16 protein-coding genes are annotated in these 15,974 nt (G+C 66.9%); 6 read left to right on the forward strand and 10 right to left on the reverse strand.

Annotated elements, in window-relative coordinates; all coding sequences use genetic code 11:
- Positions 1 to 65: 65 nt before the first annotated feature.
- The 9 genes from leuB to GGR11_RS07475 all read right to left on the reverse strand — a co-directional run bounded on the left by leuB (position 66) and on the right by GGR11_RS07475 (position 9,400).
- On the reverse strand, positions 66 to 1,172 hold the full coding sequence (gene leuB, locus GGR11_RS07435) for a 3-isopropylmalate dehydrogenase (RefSeq protein WP_183196078.1): 1,107 nt from the start codon (positions 1,170 to 1,172) through the stop codon (positions 66 to 68).
- A complete protein-coding gene (gene leuD, locus GGR11_RS07440; protein WP_183196079.1) occupies positions 1,172 to 1,756 on the reverse strand; it encodes a 3-isopropylmalate dehydratase small subunit in 585 nt (194 codons plus the stop codon). Before leuD ends, leuB begins: the two co-directional genes overlap by 1 nt.
- On the reverse strand, positions 1,749 to 3,161 hold the full coding sequence (gene leuC, locus GGR11_RS07445; protein ID WP_183196080.1) for a 3-isopropylmalate dehydratase large subunit: 1,413 nt from the start codon (positions 3,159 to 3,161) through the stop codon (positions 1,749 to 1,751). The genes leuD and leuC overlap by 8 nt, the downstream gene beginning before the upstream one ends.
- Complete coding sequence (locus GGR11_RS07450; RefSeq protein WP_183196081.1) at positions 3,154 to 4,401, reverse strand: 2-isopropylmalate synthase; 1,248 nt, start codon at positions 4,399 to 4,401, stop codon at positions 3,154 to 3,156. Before GGR11_RS07450 ends, leuC begins: the two co-directional genes overlap by 8 nt.
- Positions 4,401 to 4,664: an ACT domain-containing protein gene (locus GGR11_RS07455; RefSeq protein ID WP_183196082.1), complete on the reverse strand. Its 264-nt coding sequence runs from the start codon at positions 4,662 to 4,664 to the stop codon at positions 4,401 to 4,403. The genes GGR11_RS07450 and GGR11_RS07455 overlap by 1 nt, the downstream gene beginning before the upstream one ends.
- A 1-nt stretch (position 4,665) precedes the next feature.
- Positions 4,666 to 6,378, reverse strand: coding sequence for an acetolactate synthase 2 catalytic subunit (gene ilvG, locus GGR11_RS07460; RefSeq protein WP_183196083.1), 1,713 nt, complete (start codon positions 6,376 to 6,378; stop codon positions 4,666 to 4,668).
- A gap of 19 nt (positions 6,379 to 6,397) precedes the next feature.
- Positions 6,398 to 7,411 (reverse strand): ketol-acid reductoisomerase, encoded by a 1,014-nt coding sequence (gene ilvC / locus GGR11_RS07465; protein WP_183196084.1) that lies wholly within the window; start codon positions 7,409 to 7,411, stop codon positions 6,398 to 6,400.
- A gap of 6 nt (positions 7,412 to 7,417) precedes the next feature.
- On the reverse strand, positions 7,418 to 9,157 hold the full coding sequence (ilvD, locus tag GGR11_RS07470; RefSeq protein ID WP_183196085.1) for a dihydroxy-acid dehydratase: 1,740 nt from the start codon (positions 9,155 to 9,157) through the stop codon (positions 7,418 to 7,420).
- Between the two features lie 90 nt (positions 9,158 to 9,247).
- Entirely contained in the window at positions 9,248 to 9,400 is a 153-nt protein-coding gene (locus GGR11_RS07475) for a hypothetical protein (protein ID WP_183196086.1), read from the reverse strand.
- A 250-nt stretch (positions 9,401 to 9,650) separates the two neighbouring features.
- On the opposite strand from GGR11_RS07475, the gene gap reads away from it, so the two are divergent.
- From gap to fba, 4 genes are all read left to right on the forward strand, one after another.
- Positions 9,651 to 10,658 carry a type I glyceraldehyde-3-phosphate dehydrogenase gene (gene gap, locus GGR11_RS07480; protein ID WP_183196087.1) on the forward strand — a complete coding sequence of 336 codons (1,008 nt, stop codon included), beginning with the start codon at positions 9,651 to 9,653 and terminating at the stop codon, positions 10,656 to 10,658.
- A 22-nt stretch (positions 10,659 to 10,680) separates the two neighbouring features.
- Complete coding sequence (locus GGR11_RS07485; RefSeq protein ID WP_183196088.1) at positions 10,681 to 10,974, forward strand: hypothetical protein; 294 nt, start codon at positions 10,681 to 10,683, stop codon at positions 10,972 to 10,974.
- A 23-nt stretch (positions 10,975 to 10,997) separates the two neighbouring features.
- A complete protein-coding gene (locus GGR11_RS07490; protein ID WP_183196089.1) occupies positions 10,998 to 12,194 on the forward strand; it encodes a phosphoglycerate kinase in 1,197 nt (398 codons plus the stop codon).
- A gap of 145 nt (positions 12,195 to 12,339) precedes the next feature.
- Positions 12,340 to 13,425, forward strand: a complete 1,086-nt coding sequence (fba, locus tag GGR11_RS07495; RefSeq protein WP_183196090.1) for a class II fructose-bisphosphate aldolase — start codon at positions 12,340 to 12,342, stop codon at positions 13,423 to 13,425.
- A 4-nt stretch (positions 13,426 to 13,429) separates the two neighbouring features.
- Here the strand turns inward: fba and GGR11_RS07500 are convergent, their stop codons facing one another.
- The gene (locus GGR11_RS07500) at positions 13,430 to 14,068 is read right to left on the reverse strand and encodes a DUF2799 domain-containing protein (protein WP_183196091.1); all 639 of its coding nucleotides are present in this window, start codon (positions 14,066 to 14,068) and stop codon (positions 13,430 to 13,432) included.
- 83 nt (positions 14,069 to 14,151) lie between these two features.
- Between GGR11_RS07500 and GGR11_RS07505 the strand changes: the two genes are divergently transcribed.
- Both GGR11_RS07505 and GGR11_RS07510 read left to right on the forward strand, forming a co-directional pair.
- The gene (locus GGR11_RS07505; RefSeq protein WP_183196092.1) at positions 14,152 to 15,171 is read left to right on the forward strand and encodes an RluA family pseudouridine synthase; all 1,020 of its coding nucleotides are present in this window, start codon (positions 14,152 to 14,154) and stop codon (positions 15,169 to 15,171) included.
- Between the two features lie 8 nt (positions 15,172 to 15,179).
- Positions 15,180 to 15,485: a GNAT family N-acetyltransferase gene (locus tag GGR11_RS07510; protein ID WP_183196093.1), complete on the forward strand. Its 306-nt coding sequence runs from the start codon at positions 15,180 to 15,182 to the stop codon at positions 15,483 to 15,485.
- The last annotated feature ends 489 nt before the right edge of the window (positions 15,486 to 15,974 follow it).

Below are 15,974 nucleotides of genomic sequence, written 5' to 3' on the forward strand. Positions count from 1 at the left end.
TTAATCCTTCAAATCGTGTTCTCGGTAACGCCGTTCGCGGTACGAAATTCGCAGCACTGATCGGGTCAGGCCCAGTGCATCTGCACCCGATGCGCCGCCGCCCAGTGGATGGCGCGGATGGCGTCGATCACGGCCTCAGTTGCGGCGCGCGTGCCCAATGTCCCGCCCAGATCGGCGGTCATGGCGCCGGCGGCCAGAACGGCGGCGACGGCGGCTTCGATCGAATCGGCCTCGTCCTCCAGCTTCAGGCTGTGGCGCAGCAGCAGGGCTGCCGACAATATGGTGCCGACCGGATTGGCCAGATCCTGACCGGCGATGTCCGGCGCCGAGCCGTGGATCGGCTCGAACAGGCCCGGACCTTCGGTGCCCAGCGACGCCGACGGCAACAGGCCGATCGAACCGCCCAGCACCGAAATCTCGTCCGACAGGATGTCGCCGAACATGTTCTCGGTCAGGATGACGTCGTATTCGCGCGGTTTGCGGATCAGGTGCATGGCCATGGAATCGACCAGGGCGTGCTCCAGCGCGATCTCGGGGAATTCCTCGGCATGGATGCGGGTCACCACCTCGCGCCACAGGCGGCTGGTCTCCATGACATTGGCCTTGTCGACCGAGGTCACCTTGCCGCGCCGCTGGCGGGCGGTCTGGAAGGCGGCGCGGGTGACGCGCTCGATCTCCGGCACCGTGTATTCGCACAGGTCGGTGGCGCGGTCGGCGGTGCGGGTCTTCTCGCCGAAATAGACGCCGCCGGTCAGTTCGCGGAAGACGATCAGATCGACGCCCTCGACGATCTCGCGCTTCAGAGGCGAGCGGTGCGCCAGCACCGGCGACACCTGCAGCGGCCGCAGATTGGCGAACAGGCCCATGGCCTTGCGGATCGCCAACAGGCCTTCCTCGGGCCGGCGCTTGCCGCCGTCCCACTTGGGTCCGCCGACGGCGCCCAGCAGAACCGCGTCGGCGGCGACGCAGGCGGCGCGGGTCGCCTCCGGCAGGGGCTCGCCCGTCTCGTCGATGGCGGCGCCGCCGATCAGATGTTCGGAGAAGTTGAAGCTGTGGCCATAGAAGTCGCCGATGACCGCCAGGACGTCGCGCGCGGCGCGCGTCACTTCCGGTCCGACGCCGTCGCCGGGCAACAGGACGATATTATAGGTCTTGGGGGCGGTGTTGGGCATCAGACGGTCTCTCTCGAACGCTCGAAGGCTTCGATCTCAGGCAGGTTTGATTGCAGCCAGCCCAGGGTGTCCACCCCGTTCAGCAGGCATTCGCGGGCGAAGGATTCGACCCCGAACGGCACGGGCTGAGCATTGCCGCGCCGGATCTGCTCAGCCTGAAGGTCGATCGTGACCGGCTGGTCCGGTTGTGACGCGAGATCGTCCCAGACGTCCTGGCTGACGACGATGGGCAGCAGGCCGTTTTTCAACGCGTTAGATGTAAAAATGTCAGCGATCTCGGTCGAGATCACCGCCCGGAACCCATAGTCGTACAGGGCCCAAGGGGCGTGTTCGCGCGAGGAGCCGCAGGCGAAATTCTTGCCCGCCAGCAGGATGCGATGCTCGGCCGGATCGATGCGGTTCAGGATGGCCTCAGGCTTTTCCGACCCGTCCGTCTCATAGCGCCAGTCATAGAAGGCCGCCTTGCCCAGGCCCTCGCGCGACGTCGTGGTCAGGAAGCGCGCGGGGATGATCTGGTCGGTGTCGATATTCGCCTGACTCAAGGTCACGGTCTTGGAGGTCAAAACCTGAAAGGGCTCAGACATGCTCCACCTCATTCAGATAGACGCGCGGATCGGTCAGCACCCCGGCCACCGCCGTCGCCGCCGCCGTCGCCGGACTGGCCAGGATGGTGCGGGCTTCCTTGCCCTGACGGCCCTCGAAATTGCGGTTAGAGGTCGAGACGGCCAACTGTCCCGGCGCGACGAAATCCCCGTTCATGGCGATACACATGGAACAGCCCGGAATACGCCACTCGGCGCCGGCCGCGATGAAGACCTCGTGCAGGCCTTCCGCCTCGGCGTCGCGCCGCACCGCTTCCGAGCCCGGCACCACCAGCATCCGCAGACCGGGCTTGACCTTGCGGCCGCGCAGCACCTCGGCGGCGGCGCGCAGGTCGGGCAGACGGCCGTTGGTGCAGGAGCCGATGAAGACCACGTCCACCGGCTGGCTGGTCGTCGCCTCCCCGGCGGTAAAGCCCATATAGGCGATGGCCTTGCGGTCGGAGTCCGACTGGGGTTGCGGCACAGGCGTGCCGATCGGGGCGCCGGCGTCCGGCGTGGTGCCCCACGTCGCCATCGGGCGGATGGCGGCGCCGTCGATGACGACCTCCTTGTCGAAGATTGCGCCTGGATCGCTGGACAGCTTCAGCCATTCCGCCGTCGCCGCCTCATAGTCGGCGGGGACGTGTTTGCGGCCGCGCAGCCAGTCGATGGTGGTCTGGTCCGGGGCGATCATGCCTGCACGGGCGCCCGCCTCGATGGACATGTTGCACAGGGTCATCCGCCCTTCCATGTCCAGCGACCGCACCGCCTCGCCGGCGTATTCGATGACATAGCCGGTGCCGCCGCCGAAGCCGATGGCGGCGATGACGGCCAGCGCGACATCCTTGCCCGACACACCGGGCTGCAGCCGCCCGTCCACAGTCACCCGCATGGCCTTGGCCTTGCGCTGCAACAGGCACTGTGTGGCCAGCACATGGCCGACCTCGGACGTGCCGATTCCGAAGGCAAGGGCCCCAAAGGCGCCGTGGGTGGCGGTATGGCTATCGCCACAGACTACGGTCATGCCCGGCTGGGTCAGGCCCAGTTCCGGCCCCATCACATGGACCACGCCGCGATCATCGGAGCCCCAGCCCGCCAGCGTCACCCCATGAGCGGCGCAGTTCTTTTCCAGCCGATGCACCTGGGCCTCGGCCTGGGCGGTGACATAGGGTTTCAGCCCGTTCAGGCCCGCAGGCAGGGTCGGGGTCGAATGGTCCAGGGTGGCGTAGGTCCGGTCGGGGCGGCGCACCTTCAGTCCGCGCGCCTCGATTTCACTAAAGGCCTGAGGGCTGGTGACCTCGTGGACCAGGTGCAGGTCGATATACAGAACACCGGGCGTGTCGGCCGTCTCGGGCCGGACTACGTGGGCGTCCCAGACCTTGTCGAACAGGGTTTTGGGATCAGGCATACTGGGCCACCGTCTCCTCTACCCCATCGACGCGGTCGATGATGGCGATCAGTTCGGCGTCGTTGATCTCGCCGATCTGATCCGCGCGCTGCTTGAAACCGACGACCACGGCCGCCAGGCGTTCGCCCTCGATGGGCCGGCCGATGGTCTCGGCGCGCTTCGCGATGGCGTGACGACCCGAATGTTTCCCCAGCACGAACCAGCTGCCCTCGAAACCGACGTCCTGGGGCCGCATGATCTCATAGGTGCGGCTGTCGGCCAGCATGCCGTGCTGGTGAATGCCGGCCTCGTGGGCGAAGGCGTTGATGCCGACGACGGACTTGTTGCGGGCGATGACCGTCTCGGTGATCTCGCACAGGATCTTGGAGGCGCGGACCAGGTGGCGGCTGTCGGCGCCGGTGGTGACGCCATAACGGTCCTCGCGAACCTTCAGGGCCATGATGACTTCTTCGATCGAGGCGTTGCCGGCCCGTTCGCCGATGCCGTTGATCGCGCCTTCGACCTGACGCGCCCCGCCCTCGATGGCGGCCAGGGAGTTGGCGACCGCCATGCCCAGGTCGTCGTGGCAGTGGGCCGAGAAGATCACGTTGGGATGCCGCTTGTGGATCCGCGCCGCCAGGGCCGCAAAACGCTCACGCACCTCTTCAGGCGTCGCATAGCCGACGGTGTCGGGTACGTTCAGGGTCCGGGCGCCGGCGTCGGCGGCGGCCTCCATCACATCGGCCAGGAACTCCGGCTCGGTGCGGAAGGCGTCCTCGGCCGAGAACTCGACGTCGTCGAACAGGCTGCGGGCGTACTCCACCGAACGCACCGCCGTCGACAGCACCTCGTTGGTGGACATCTTCAGCTTGGCTGCCCGGTGGATCGGGCTGGTGGCCAAAAAGATGTGGCAGCGACGATGCGACTTGGGCGCTGGAGCCAGGGCTCGGAAACTGGCGTCGATGTCCTTTTCGTTCGAGCGCGACAGCGAGCAGAAGATCGGCCCCTCGATCTCGCCGGCCACGCGGCGGATACAGTCTTCGTCGCCCGGCGAGGCGGCGGCGAAGCCGGCCTCGATAACGTCGACGCCCAGGTCCTTCAGGACCTGGGCCATCTTCACCTTGGCTTGGGCGCTCATGGAGAAGCCGGGCGCCTGCTCCCCGTCCCGCATCGTCGTGTCGAAGATGATGACGCGGTTGGGGTCGGCGGCGATCTCCTCAGTTCGGGATACGCCGGATACTCGTACTTGTTCGGCGGTCATTACGCGGCCTCGGATTGAATAATGTCGTTGCCGATGCGGCGCACGCCGAACAGGCGGTCGATCTGGCGGCCCAGATTTTCCATGCACCGACCGGCGTCGCGGCCGCGCACAGTCAGGGCGATGTGGCGGAAGGCTCCCCCCGAACCAGGAACGTCGGCCATGTTCATGCCGTCGATGTGGAAGCCCCGGCGCTCCACAAGGCCGATGAGACGCTGAAGCGAACCGTCTGCACGGTCGATCTGGATGTGGATCGTGTCGCTCATCTCAGGAGCCCTCCATCATTTCGGCGTTGTTCTTGCCCGGCGGAACCAGCGGCCAGACATTGTCTCGGGAATCGATGACCACATGGGCCAGGCAGGGGCCGTCGGCGGCCAGCAGACGCTGGATGCCCTCGGACACCTGATCGCGGCGATCGATACGGAAGGCCTCGATGCCAAAGGCTTCGGCCACCTTCACGAAGTCCGGATTGTCGGACAGGTCGATCTCGGAATAGTTCTCGGCGAAGAACAGCTCCTGCCACTGGCGCACCAGGCCCAGCGAGGAGTTGTCGATCAGCACGATCTTCAGCGGGATGCCGTAACGCTTCAGCGTCGCCAGCTCCTGGATGTTCATCATGAAGCCGCCGTCGCCGGCGATGGTGACGACCGTCGCCGACGGATCGGCCAGCTTGGCGCCGATGCCGGCGGGCAGGCCGAAACCCATGGCCCCCAGGCCGCCCGAGGTGATGTGGGCTTCGGGCCGCGAGAAGCGGCAGTGCATGGCGGCCCACATCTGGTGTTGACCCACGTCGCAGGCGGCGACGAAATCATCGCCCGCTGCTTCCGAAACCGCCTTCAGCAGGGCCGGGGCGTAGACGCCCTCGCCCGGCGCGTCATAGCGATAGGCGTGGGTCGCGGCGGCCTGGCTGCATTCGACGACCCACGGCTGGATGTCCAGGGCCGGGCCGCCGGCCATGCGCGCCGTCAGGGCCTCGACCCCGTCCTTCAGCTCGCCGACGACGGCGACATTGGCCGCCCGCAGCTTGCCGACTTCCGAGGCGTCGATGTCGAAATGGACGATACGGGCGTTGGGCGCGAACTCGGCCAGCTTGCCGGTGGCGCGGTCGTCGAACCGGGCGCCGACGACGATCAGCAGGTCGCTGTCCTGCACCGCATGATTGGCGGCGCGCGTCCCGTGCATGCCCAGCATGCCCAGCATGCCAGGCGCGTCGGTCGGGATGGTGCCCAGGGCGTTCAGGGTCGAGACCTGGGGGATGCCGGTCGCGGCGACGAAGGCGCGCAGGGCCTCGGTCGCACGGCCGATCTTCACCCCGCCGCCGATATAGACCAGCGGCTTCTTCGCGGCCCGGATCGCAGCCTCGGCGGCGGCCACGGCGTCGTGGTCGATGCGCGGCGTGTCGTTCGGAATGTGGAAGCCATAGTCGTCGCTGGTCGTGGCGAACTGCACGTCCTTGGGCAGATCGACCAGGACCGGACCGGGGCGGCCCGAGGCGGCGATATGGAAGGCCTCCTCGATGGCGGCCGGAACATCGGCGGCGGACCGGACCAGGATCGAGTGTTTCACGATCGGCAGAGTGACGCCCAGGATGTCGATCTCCTGGAAGGCGTCGGTGCCCATCAAGCCCTGGGCGACATTGCCGGTGATGCAGACCATCGGCACGGAATCCATCAGCGCATTGGCGATGCCGGTGATCAGATTGGTGGCGCCGGGGCCGGAGGTGGCCATGCACACCCCGACCTTGCCGCTCTTCCTCGCATAGGCGTCGGCGGCGAAGGCCGCGCCCTGCTCGTGGCGGACCAGGATGTGTTTCAGCTTCGATCCGGCCAGGGCGTCATAGACCGGCATGATGGCGCCGCCCGGATAACCGAACACCACCTCCACGCCCAGCCGCTCCAGGGTGGAGACCAGCAGGCGCGCCCCCGATTGGGGGGCGGCCTCGGCTGAGGATTTGAAGGCGGCGGCGGTCATCAGGGTCATCCGGTCTTTCGCTCGCGACTCAGGCCGCTTCGGACTTGGGCGTGTTCAGCCAGGCCATACGTTCGCGCAGGCGGGCGCCGACCTGTTCGATCTGGCTTTCGCGGTCCGCCTTCAGCCAAGCTTCGTACTGGGGTTTGCCGGCCTCGTTCTCGGCGATCCAGTTGCGCGCGAAGGTGCCGTCCTGGATCTCGTCCAGAATGGTCTTCATGCGGGCCTTGGTCTCTTCGTTGACGACGCGCGGGCCGCTGGCGACGGCGCCGTACTTGGCGGTTTCCGAGATGAAGTGGTGCATCTTCGAGATGCCGCCTTCGTAGAACAGGTCCACGATCAGCTTCAGCTCGTGCAGGCATTCGAAATAGGCGATCTCGGGCTGGTAGCCGGCCTCGACCAGGGTGTTGAACCCCTGCATGACCAGTTCCTTGGCGCCGCCGCACAGGACGGCCTGTTCGCCGAACAGATCGGTCTCGGTCTCTTCGCGGAAGGTGGTTTCCAGCAGGCCGCCGGTCGCGCCGCCATTGCCCTTGGCGTAGCCCATGGCCCGGTCGCGGGCCTTGCCGGTCACGTCCTTCTCGATGGCGAACAGGCTGGGCACGCCGCGGCCGCGCTGGAACTCGCGACGGACCAGATCGCCCGGCCCCTTGGGCGCGACCAGGATCACGTCCATGTCGGGACGCGGGGTGATGCGCTCGTAGATGATCGAGAAGCCGTGGGCGAACAGCAGGGCCGAGCCCTCCTTGGCGTTCGGCTCGATGATGTCGCGATAGACGTCGCCCTGGACCATGTCCGGCGTCAGGATGGCGATGATGTCGGCGCCCTTGACGGCTTCGGCCGGTTCGGCGGTCGGGACGCCGTCCTCGGTGGCGTGTTTCCAGCCGGTGCCGCCGTGACGGACGCCGGCGACCACATCATGGCCGCTGTCCTTCAGGTTCTGGGCGTGGGCGCGACCCTGCGAGCCATAGCCGATGATGGCGATGCGCTGGCCGGCGATGGCGCCCGGCTTGATGTCTTCGTTGGTGTAGATGGTGATGGCCATGGTGGGTCAGGCGTCCTGAGCAGCAGCGGTTTTGTGAGACGCCGGCACCTGGGCCGGCGGCGGGTTGGGAATGGTCACCGCGCCCTGGGCCGCAGAGGCGACCGAGGCGCGGTACTTGGCGAAGACACCTCGCGCCGGACGGACCACGTGGGGCGTAAAGCCCGCCCGGCGCGTCGCCAGATCGACGTCGACGTCGATACGGCGGTTGGTGACGTCGATGGTGATGCGGTCACCATCGCGAATGAGAGCGATCGGGCCGCCGACAGCGGCTTCCGGCGAGATGTGGCCGGCGACGAAGCCGTAGCTTGCGCCCGAGAAGCGGCCGTCGGTCAGCAGGGCGACATTGTCGATCTTGCGGCCCTTCAGGGCGGCGGTGACCTGCAGCATCTCGCGCATGCCCGGACCGCCCTTGGGCCCTTCGTAGCGGATGATGATGACGTCGCCCTCGCCCACCGAACCGTCCTGGACCGCGTGGAAGGCGTCTTCCTCGCTGTCGAAGACGCAGGCCGGACCTTCGAACCTGTCGACCTTATGCCCCGTCAGCTTGATGACCGCGCCTTCCGGGGCGACGTCGCCATAGATGACGGCGAAGCTGCCGCGCTCCATGACGGGGGCGTCGAAGGTGGTCACGACGACCTGGCCGGGGGTTTCCTCGGCGTCGCCGGCCTCGGCGAACAGGCTGCGGCCGCTGACGGTCGGGGTGTTCACGATCTTGCCGGCCTCGGCCATGCGTTGCGTGACCAGGCGGGTGCCGCCGGCGGCGAACAGGTGCGAGGCCAGGAACCGACCACCCGGCTTCAGGTCGCAGATGACCGGCGCCTCGACACAGGCCTGGTGGCAGTCCTCGACGCCGAAATCGACCCCGGCCTCCGCCGCGATGGCCGTCAGGTGCATGACGGCGTTGGTCGAACCGCCCGAGGCGGAAACGGCGACGGCTGCGTTCTTCAGGCTGGTGCGGGTGATGTATTTGCGCGCCGTGTCTCCGGAGAAGACCCGCTCGACGATCAGACGGCCGCAGCGTTCGCCCTCGGCCGCCTTGCCGGGATCGACCGCCGGCACGTCGTTGGCGCCCATGGGCGAGATGCCCATGACCGACAAGGCCATAGCCATGGTGTTGGCCGTGAACTGACCGCCGCAGGCGCCGGCGCCGGGGCAGACGGCTTGCTCAACCGCCTTCAGCCCGGCGTCGTCCAGCGTGCCGGCCGAATGGGCGCCGATGGCCTCGAACACCTCCTGGACCGAGACCTCCTTCGTCCCGATCACGCCAGGCATGATGGTGCCGCCGTAATAGACCAGGCCGGGGATATCCATCCGCGCCAGGGCCATGGCCGCCGCCGGGATGGTCTTGTCGCAGCCGACGATGCAGACCACGCCGTCCAGCTGGTGGCCCTCGATGGCCAGTTCGATGCTGTCGGCCACGACCTCGCGGCTGATCAGCGAGGCCTTCATCCCCGCCGTGCCCATCGAGATGCCGTCGGTCACGACGATGGTGTTGAAATCGACCGGATATCCGCCCGCTGCGACGATGCCGGCGCGCACATCCTTGGCCAAGCGGTCCAGGTGCATGTTGCACGGGGTGACCGTCGACCAGGTGTTGACGATGCCGATCATCGGCTTGTCGAAGTCGGCGTCCTGCATCCCGGCCGCCCGCAGATACGACCGCGCCGCCGCCCGGTTCGGGCCGTGCGTCACCGCCGCGCTGCGCGCATTGGGCTTGTTGGGTTCTGAGGTAGAATCTTGCGTCATTGGTCCGGTTCTTTTTGAACCGCCAAGCACGAAAAACCCCGCTTCCTTTCGGGAGCGGGGTGGTGCGAGGCGATCCTGAGTGTGTCTAGGTCAGGTCGCGTGCATCCACGCCGCTTGCGTAAGCAGGCCGAGGAGTACGAGGAGAATGAGGAATACGGGGCCTTCCAGGCCGACCGGCGCGCGAACGGCCGCCACCGCCTTCGCGGTGCGTCCCTTCATCATGTCGCGCGTCATCGTGGCCACGGGTGGCTCCCTGTTCTGACGCCAAGAAACCATATGGACCGGGACCGCACAACCCCTGTCGCAAAAATTTTGCTCAATGAACCGAAAACCGCCCCAACAGAGGTGTTTCTTGCCGGACACGCCGCCACTCCATCCGACCGTAACGCTTGCTCACGCCATGTTAGGGCTAAGGCGCGGCGGCGGGGTTGAAACCGGCGCGCGAGAGTTCCATTGAGACGCCAACAACATAATCGTTCAGAGGAGCCTCCCCATGACCGTTCGCGTCGCCATCAATGGTTTCGGCCGCATCGGCCGCCTTGTCCTTCGCTCGATCGTCGAGCACGGCCGCACGGACATCGAAGTGGTGGCGATCAACGATCTGGGTCCGGTCGAGACCAACGCCCACCTGTTCCGCTATGACTCGGTGCACGGTCGCTTCCCCGGCACGGTGACTTCGGGCGAAGACTGGATCGACGTCGGCACGGGCAAGATCAAGGTCACGGCCGAGCGCGATCCGGCCAACCTGCCGCACGCCGAGTTGAAGGTGGACATCGCCTTCGAATGCACCGGCATCTTCACCTCCAAGGACAAGGCCAGCGCCCACCTGAAGGCCGGCGCCAAGCGCGTCCTGGTCTCGGCCCCCGCCGAGGGCGCCGACAAGACCATCGTCTTCAAGGTCAACCACGACACCCTGACCGCCGACGACATCGTCGTCTCGAACGGCTCCTGCACCACCAACGCCCTGGCCCCCGTCGCCAAGGTGCTGAACGACCTGTTCGGCATCGAGCGCGGCTACATGACCACAATCCACTCCTACACCGGCGACCAGCCGACGCTCGATACGATGCACAAGGACCTGTACCGCGCCCGCGCCGCCGCCCTGTCGATGATCCCGACCTCGACCGGCGCCGCCAAGGCCCTGGGGCTGGTCCTGCCGGAACTGAAGGGCAAGCTGGACGGATCGTCGATCCGCGTCCCCACCCCGAACGTCTCGGTCGTCGATCTGAAGGTCGTCTCCGGTCGCGACACCTCGGCCGACGAGATCAACGCCGCGCTTCAGGCCGCCGCCGACGGCCCGATGAAGGGCGTCCTGTTCACGACGACCGATCCGCTGGTTTCCAGCGACCTGAACCACGTGGCCGCTTCGTCCACCGCCGCCCTGCCCCAAACCCAGGTCGTCGACGGCAAGCTGGCCCGCGTGCTCAGCTGGTACGACAACGAATGGGGCTTCGCGACCCGCATGGCCGACACGGCCTTGGTGATGGCGAAGTTCCTGTAAAAATCTAAGAGCGGGGGCTCTGATGGCGGGACTGGTGCTTTTTGCCGAATGGATCGTGTCAGCCATCACAGGCTGGCTCGGTTGGTGGCTTTGGCTCTTTGTCCCGCCCGTCGTCGCACTCTTCATCGCCTTCTCCGGCAACGGGCGCGCCTTAAACCGGATGAAGGAAATGGGATTAGCGGACGAAGAAGCAGAGCGCCGCTTCGTCGATAGCGTAATGGGACCGAGCCTTAAATTCGTTCTCTGGCAAGCCATCATCAATGCACTGATTTTTATAGCCCTCTTGGGAGCGCGTAACCTGATCGCGCCCACTTGAAATCTGGACCTGACACAATAGCCATGACCTTCCGCACCCTCGACGACGCTCACGACCTCGCCGGCAAGACGGCCCTGGTCCGCGTGGACTTCAACGTCCCGATGGAGGACGGCAAGGTCACGGACGACACCCGGCTGCGGGTCGCCCTGCCGACGATCCAGCGCTTGCGCGACGCCGGCGCCAAGGTCGCGCTGCTGGCCCATTTCGACCGTCCCAAGGGCCAGCGCGTCCCGTCGATGAGCCTGAAGCCGGTCGTGGACGATCTGGAGAACCTGCTCGGCGCCCCCGTCCGTTTCGCCGACGACTGCATAGGCCCGGACGCCGTGGACGCCATCCGAGACCTGGACGCCGGCGGCGTGGTGCTGCTGGAGAACGTCCGCTTCCACGCGGCGGAAGAGGCCAATGATCCGGTCTTCGCCCAGAAGCTGGCCGACCTGGGCGACCTCTATGTCAACGACGCCTTCTCGGCGGCCCACCGCGCCCACGCCTCGACCGAAGGGATCGCCCACCACCTGCCCGCCTACGCCGGCGAATCCATGCGCCGCGAATTGGACGCCCTGGACGCCGCCCTGGGCAATCCGCAGAAGCCGGTCCTGGGCATCGTCGGCGGGGCCAAGGTCTCGACCAAGCTGGACCTGCTGAAGAACCTGGTCGGCAAGCTGGACCGGCTGGCCATCGGCGGCGGCATGGCCAACACCTTCCTGTTCGCCCAGGGCATCGACATCGGCGGCTCGCTGGCCGAACGCGACATGGCCGACACGGCCCGCGAGATCATGGCTGAGGCCGAGGCGAAGGGCTGCAAACTGCTGCTGCCCGTCGATTTCGTGGTCGCGACCGAGGTCAAGCCCGGCGCCGCATCCCGCCCCGTCATCGCCGGCGCCGCCCTGTCGGCCGACGACAAGATCCTCGACGCCGGCCCCGCCACGGTCGCGCGGCTGCTGGAGGCCCTGACCGCTTCGAAGACCCTGATCTGGAACGGCCCTCTGGGCGTGTTCGAGGTGCCGCCCTTCGACGCCGCCACCGTGACCGTCGCCCGTCATGCGGCGGCCCTGGCCAAGGCCGGGCTTCTGGTCGCGGTCGGCGGCGGCGGCGACACGGTCTCGGCCCTGAACCACGCCGGCGTATCGGACGACATGACCTTCGTCTCCACCGCCGGCGGCGCCTTCCTGGAATGGATGGAGGGCAAGCCCCTGCCCGGCGTCGAAGCCCTGCGCGTCTGATCGGCAGCGATGCAGGCGGATCACGCCTGCATACCGGCCTTCCGAATTCGCGTTGAAACGGCTGTAACGCGGCGTGACTTCGTCACGCCTCGCCGCTAGTCTCTTGCCCAATCAAAAAAGACTATTCGGCTCAGGAGACTATCCCATGGCGCGCATCACGCTGCGACAGCTGCTCGACCACGCGGCAGAGAACGACTACGGCCTGCCGGCCTACAACATCAACAATATGGAACAGGGTCTGGCGATCATGGAGGCGGCCCACGAGGTCAACGCCCCCGTCATCATCCAGGCCTCGCGTGGCGCCCGCAACTACGCCAACGACGTTGTCCTGGCCAAGCTGATCGACGCCCTGGCCGAACTCTATCCCGACATTCCGGTCTGCATGCACCAGGACCACGGCAACGGCCCGGCCACCTGCGCCACCGCCATCCAGTACGGCTTCACCTCGGTGATGATGGACGGCTCGCTGGAGGAGGACGCCAAGACCCCCGCCTCCTACGAATACAATGTCGAGGTCACCCGTCGCGTCACTGAAATGGCCCACGCCTGCGGCGTCTCGGTCGAGGGGGAACTGGGCGTGCTGGGCTCGCTGGAGACCGGCATGGGCGAGGCCGAGGACGGCCACGGCTTCGAGGGCAAGCTGGACCATTCGCAACTGCTGACCGATCCGGACCAGGCCGTCGATTTCGTCGCCGCCACCAAGGTCGACGCCCTGGCCATCGCCATGGGCACCAGCCACGGCGCCTACAAGTTCACCAAGAAGCCGGACGGCGAAGTCCTGGCCATGAATGTGATCGAGGAAATCCACCGCCGCCTGCCCAACACCCACCTGGTGATGCACGGCAGCTCGTCGGTGCCGCAGGACCTGCAGGACATCATCAACCAGTACGGCGGCGAAATGCCCCAGACTTGGGGCGTGCCGGTCGAGGAAATCCAGCGCGGCATTCGCCACGGCGTGCGCAAGGTCAATATCGACACCGACAACCGCATGGCCATCACCGGCGCCATCCGTAAGGCCCTGATGGAGAACCCGCGGGAGTTCGATCCGCGCGCCTATCTGAAGCCCGCCAAGGCCGCGATGAAAAAGCTCTGCATGGAGCGTTATCAGCAGTTCGGTTGCGAAGGCCAGGCCTCTCGGATCCGTCCCCTGTCCACCGCCCAGATGGCCACGCGCTACGCCTCGGGCGACCTGGACCCGTCCTTCCGCAACGCCGCCGTCAAGGCCGCCTGACCGATCAGAAGACCGGGTAGCGGCCGCTCAGTTCGCGCCGCACCCGGAACAGGTCCCATTCGGCGCGATCCAGCGCGTCGCGCGCCTCACGGGCGTCGCGGCGCGCATCGCGGATCTCGCCGCGGACCTCCTGTATCCGGTCGCGGATGCGCTCGCGCTCCTCGTCCGTCAGCCCTTCGCCGCGCAGCTCGTTCTGCTTCGCCTCCAACTTGTCCTCGCGGTTGTCGATCCGGGCCTCGGCGCGGTTCAACGCACCCTCCGCCGCCTCGACGGCCGCCTCGACCTCGTGCAGCCTCAGTCCGTCCCGATAGGCGGGTACGAACGCCGCCTCCTCTTCAGGTCGGCAGACCCCGTAATAGGTATTGCCGGCCCGACCCTCGATCCAGCCCCGCTCGAAGGTGCAATAGGTCCGCAGGCCGTCTTCGCGCGCCGAACCATAGGCCGACGGATTGGGCGCCACCTGATATTTGGCGCAGGCTTGGGCATGATCGTCCAGCCGGCTCATCGGATAGCCAGCCGCCCCGTCGGCGTAACCCTTCTCCCCCCAGGCGCCGACCAGGCATTCGTCCTTGCTCATGGTCGTGCAACTGCTGAGCATGCCCGCCACCAAGACCGAGCCGCCGACGATCATCAAACGCTTCATCTTACCTATCCCCAAGGCCCCAAGCGTCACTATCGAACGACCTCTCGCCCTCGCGCAAGTCGTGCGCCGTGCTAGGAAGCCCTGTGTCCGACCCTGATCTGATCGACGACGAAGACCAGTCCCCTGCTGCGGCCCCCGCCGATCTGCTGGAGGCCCGCATCGACGCGTCGGGCCTGCGCTTGGACAAGGCCCTGGCCGAGGCCTTCCCGGTCCTGTCTCGCGCGCGCCTCCAGGCCCTCATCGCCGCCGGCGCCGTCAGCCGCGACGGCCTGCCCCTGACCGGCGGCTCGGCCAAGGCCCAGCCCGGCCTCTATGTCGTGGCCCTGCCGCCCGTCGCCCCGGCCACGCCCCAGCCCGAGGCCATCCCCCTGACGGTCCTCTATGAGGACGCCGACCTGATCGTGATCGACAAGCCCGCAGGCATGGCCGCCCACCCGGCGCCCGGCACGCCGAACGGCACCCTGGTCAACGCCCTCCTCGCCCACTGCGGCGACAGCCTGTCGGGCATCGGCGGCGTCGCCCGCCCCGGCATCGTCCACCGCCTGGACAAGGACACGTCCGGCGTCATGGTCGCCGCCAAGACCGACCGCGCCCACCAGGGCCTGTCCGCCCTGTTCGCGACCCACGACATCGAACGCACCTATATCGCCTTGACGCGCGGCGCCCCATCTCCGTCCAGAGGTCGGATCGAAACCCGCATCGGACGCTCGACGGGCGACCGCAAGAAGATGGCTGTGCTGAAGGCTGGCGGACGCGAGGCGATCACCGACTATGTCGTCCAGGCGACCTTCGGCGAACCGGCCAAAGCGAGCGGCGCGCCCCTAGCCGCCCGTGTCGCCTGCACCCTGCATACCGGCCGCACCCACCAGATCCGTGTTCACCTGTCGTCGAAAGGTTCGCCGATCCTGGGCGACGCCACCTATGGCTCAGGCAGCCCCGCCGCCGCAGTCCGGGCTGGGATCGCCGAGGCAGGCCTGGTCCGCCAGGCCCTGCACGCGGCTGTCCTCGGCTTCGTTCATCCGGTCACCGGCGAAATCCTTCGCTTCGAGACCCCGCCGCCCACCGATATGGTGCGGCTCGAAGCCCTGCTCTCCAACCTTTGAGGCCCTCCATGCTCGACCCGGACATCCACGACAACGCCGAGCTCAAGCGTTACGAACTGCCCGTCGATGGCGAGGTGGCCGTCGTCACCTACAACCTGTCTCCGCCGAACCTGATGATCACGGAGACCCTGGTCCCCGAACGTCTTGAGGGCCAGGGCATCGCCAGCCGCCTGGCGAAACACGTTCTCGCAGACGCCAAGGCCCGCAACCTGCTGATCCTGCCGGTCTGCCCCTTCTTCTCCGCCTATCTTCAGAAGCATCCCGAATACGCCGAAGGGGTCCATCCGACCTATCGCGGCATCCTTGGAATTTGATGAGGCCATAGCCTCTTCCCGCGTCCACGGGTTGTCAAACCGGTCCATTTCGACATACCGTCCGTATACAAGAGGATTTCACACCATGATTATTCTCGCTTCCCTCCTAGCGCTCTCCGGTCAAGCTACGCCTCTGGCGTCTCCGACCGGATCGCCCCCTGTTTCGATTCAGGAAGCCGGCGAAGCCACCACGGCCGCCGCCCGCGCGAACGGAACGACGGCGGAGGAACGTCGTGCCGGACGACCTCTGGTCTGTCGGAACGAGACCGTCCTTGGATCGCGCTTTCCTGTCCGACGCTGCCGGCCTGCAGATCTGACTCCGGAGGAGCGCGCGCTCGCCGCCGACCAGCTTCGTCGGCAACAGACCACGACTTTGAATGGGACGTGACGCCGCCCCGCAGGAGCGTCTTGAATAGCAACTGACACGTTTCTATATTGAGCTCTGGCCGGCACGAGTGGCGCCAGGGCCACGGTCACGCTTTCGTGTGA

This window comes from Brevundimonas mediterranea (genome assembly GCF_014196125.1).
Taxonomy (GTDB): Bacteria; Pseudomonadota; Alphaproteobacteria; order Caulobacterales; family Caulobacteraceae; genus Brevundimonas; species Brevundimonas mediterranea.

What these genes read in the sequence shown, in the direction of transcription:
- gap (WP_183196087.1), top strand. Translation starts at nt 9,651, where the DNA reads ATGACCGTTCGCGTCGCCATCAATGGTTTCGGCCGCATCGGCCGCCTT.
- GGR11_RS07510 (WP_183196093.1), top strand. Translation starts at nt 15,180, where the DNA reads ATGCTCGACCCGGACATCCACGACAACGCCGAGCTCAAGCGTTACGAA.
- GGR11_RS07500 (WP_183196091.1), bottom strand. Translation starts at nt 14,068, where the DNA reads ATGAAGCGTTTGATGATCGTCGGCGGCTCGGTCTTGGTGGCGGGCATG.
- GGR11_RS07490 (WP_183196089.1), top strand. Translation starts at nt 10,998, where the DNA reads ATGACCTTCCGCACCCTCGACGACGCTCACGACCTCGCCGGCAAGACG.
- ilvD (WP_183196085.1), bottom strand. Translation starts at nt 9,157, where the DNA reads ATGACGCAAGATTCTACCTCAGAACCCAACAAGCCCAATGCGCGCAGC.
- fba (WP_183196090.1), top strand. Translation starts at nt 12,340, where the DNA reads ATGGCGCGCATCACGCTGCGACAGCTGCTCGACCACGCGGCAGAGAAC.
- ilvG (WP_183196083.1), bottom strand. Translation starts at nt 6,378, where the DNA reads ATGACCCTGATGACCGCCGCCGCCTTCAAATCCTCAGCCGAGGCCGCC.
- leuD (WP_183196079.1), bottom strand. Translation starts at nt 1,756, where the DNA reads ATGTCTGAGCCCTTTCAGGTTTTGACCTCCAAGACCGTGACCTTGAGT.
- leuC (WP_183196080.1), bottom strand. Translation starts at nt 3,161, where the DNA reads ATGCCTGATCCCAAAACCCTGTTCGACAAGGTCTGGGACGCCCACGTA.
- GGR11_RS07450 (WP_183196081.1), bottom strand. Translation starts at nt 4,401, where the DNA reads ATGACCGCCGAACAAGTACGAGTATCCGGCGTATCCCGAACTGAGGAG.
- GGR11_RS07455 (WP_183196082.1), bottom strand. Translation starts at nt 4,664, where the DNA reads ATGAGCGACACGATCCACATCCAGATCGACCGTGCAGACGGTTCGCTT.
- leuB (WP_183196078.1), bottom strand. Translation starts at nt 1,172, where the DNA reads ATGCCCAACACCGCCCCCAAGACCTATAATATCGTCCTGTTGCCCGGC.
- GGR11_RS07485 (WP_183196088.1), top strand. Translation starts at nt 10,681, where the DNA reads ATGGCGGGACTGGTGCTTTTTGCCGAATGGATCGTGTCAGCCATCACA.
- ilvC (WP_183196084.1), bottom strand. Translation starts at nt 7,411, where the DNA reads ATGGCCATCACCATCTACACCAACGAAGACATCAAGCCGGGCGCCATC.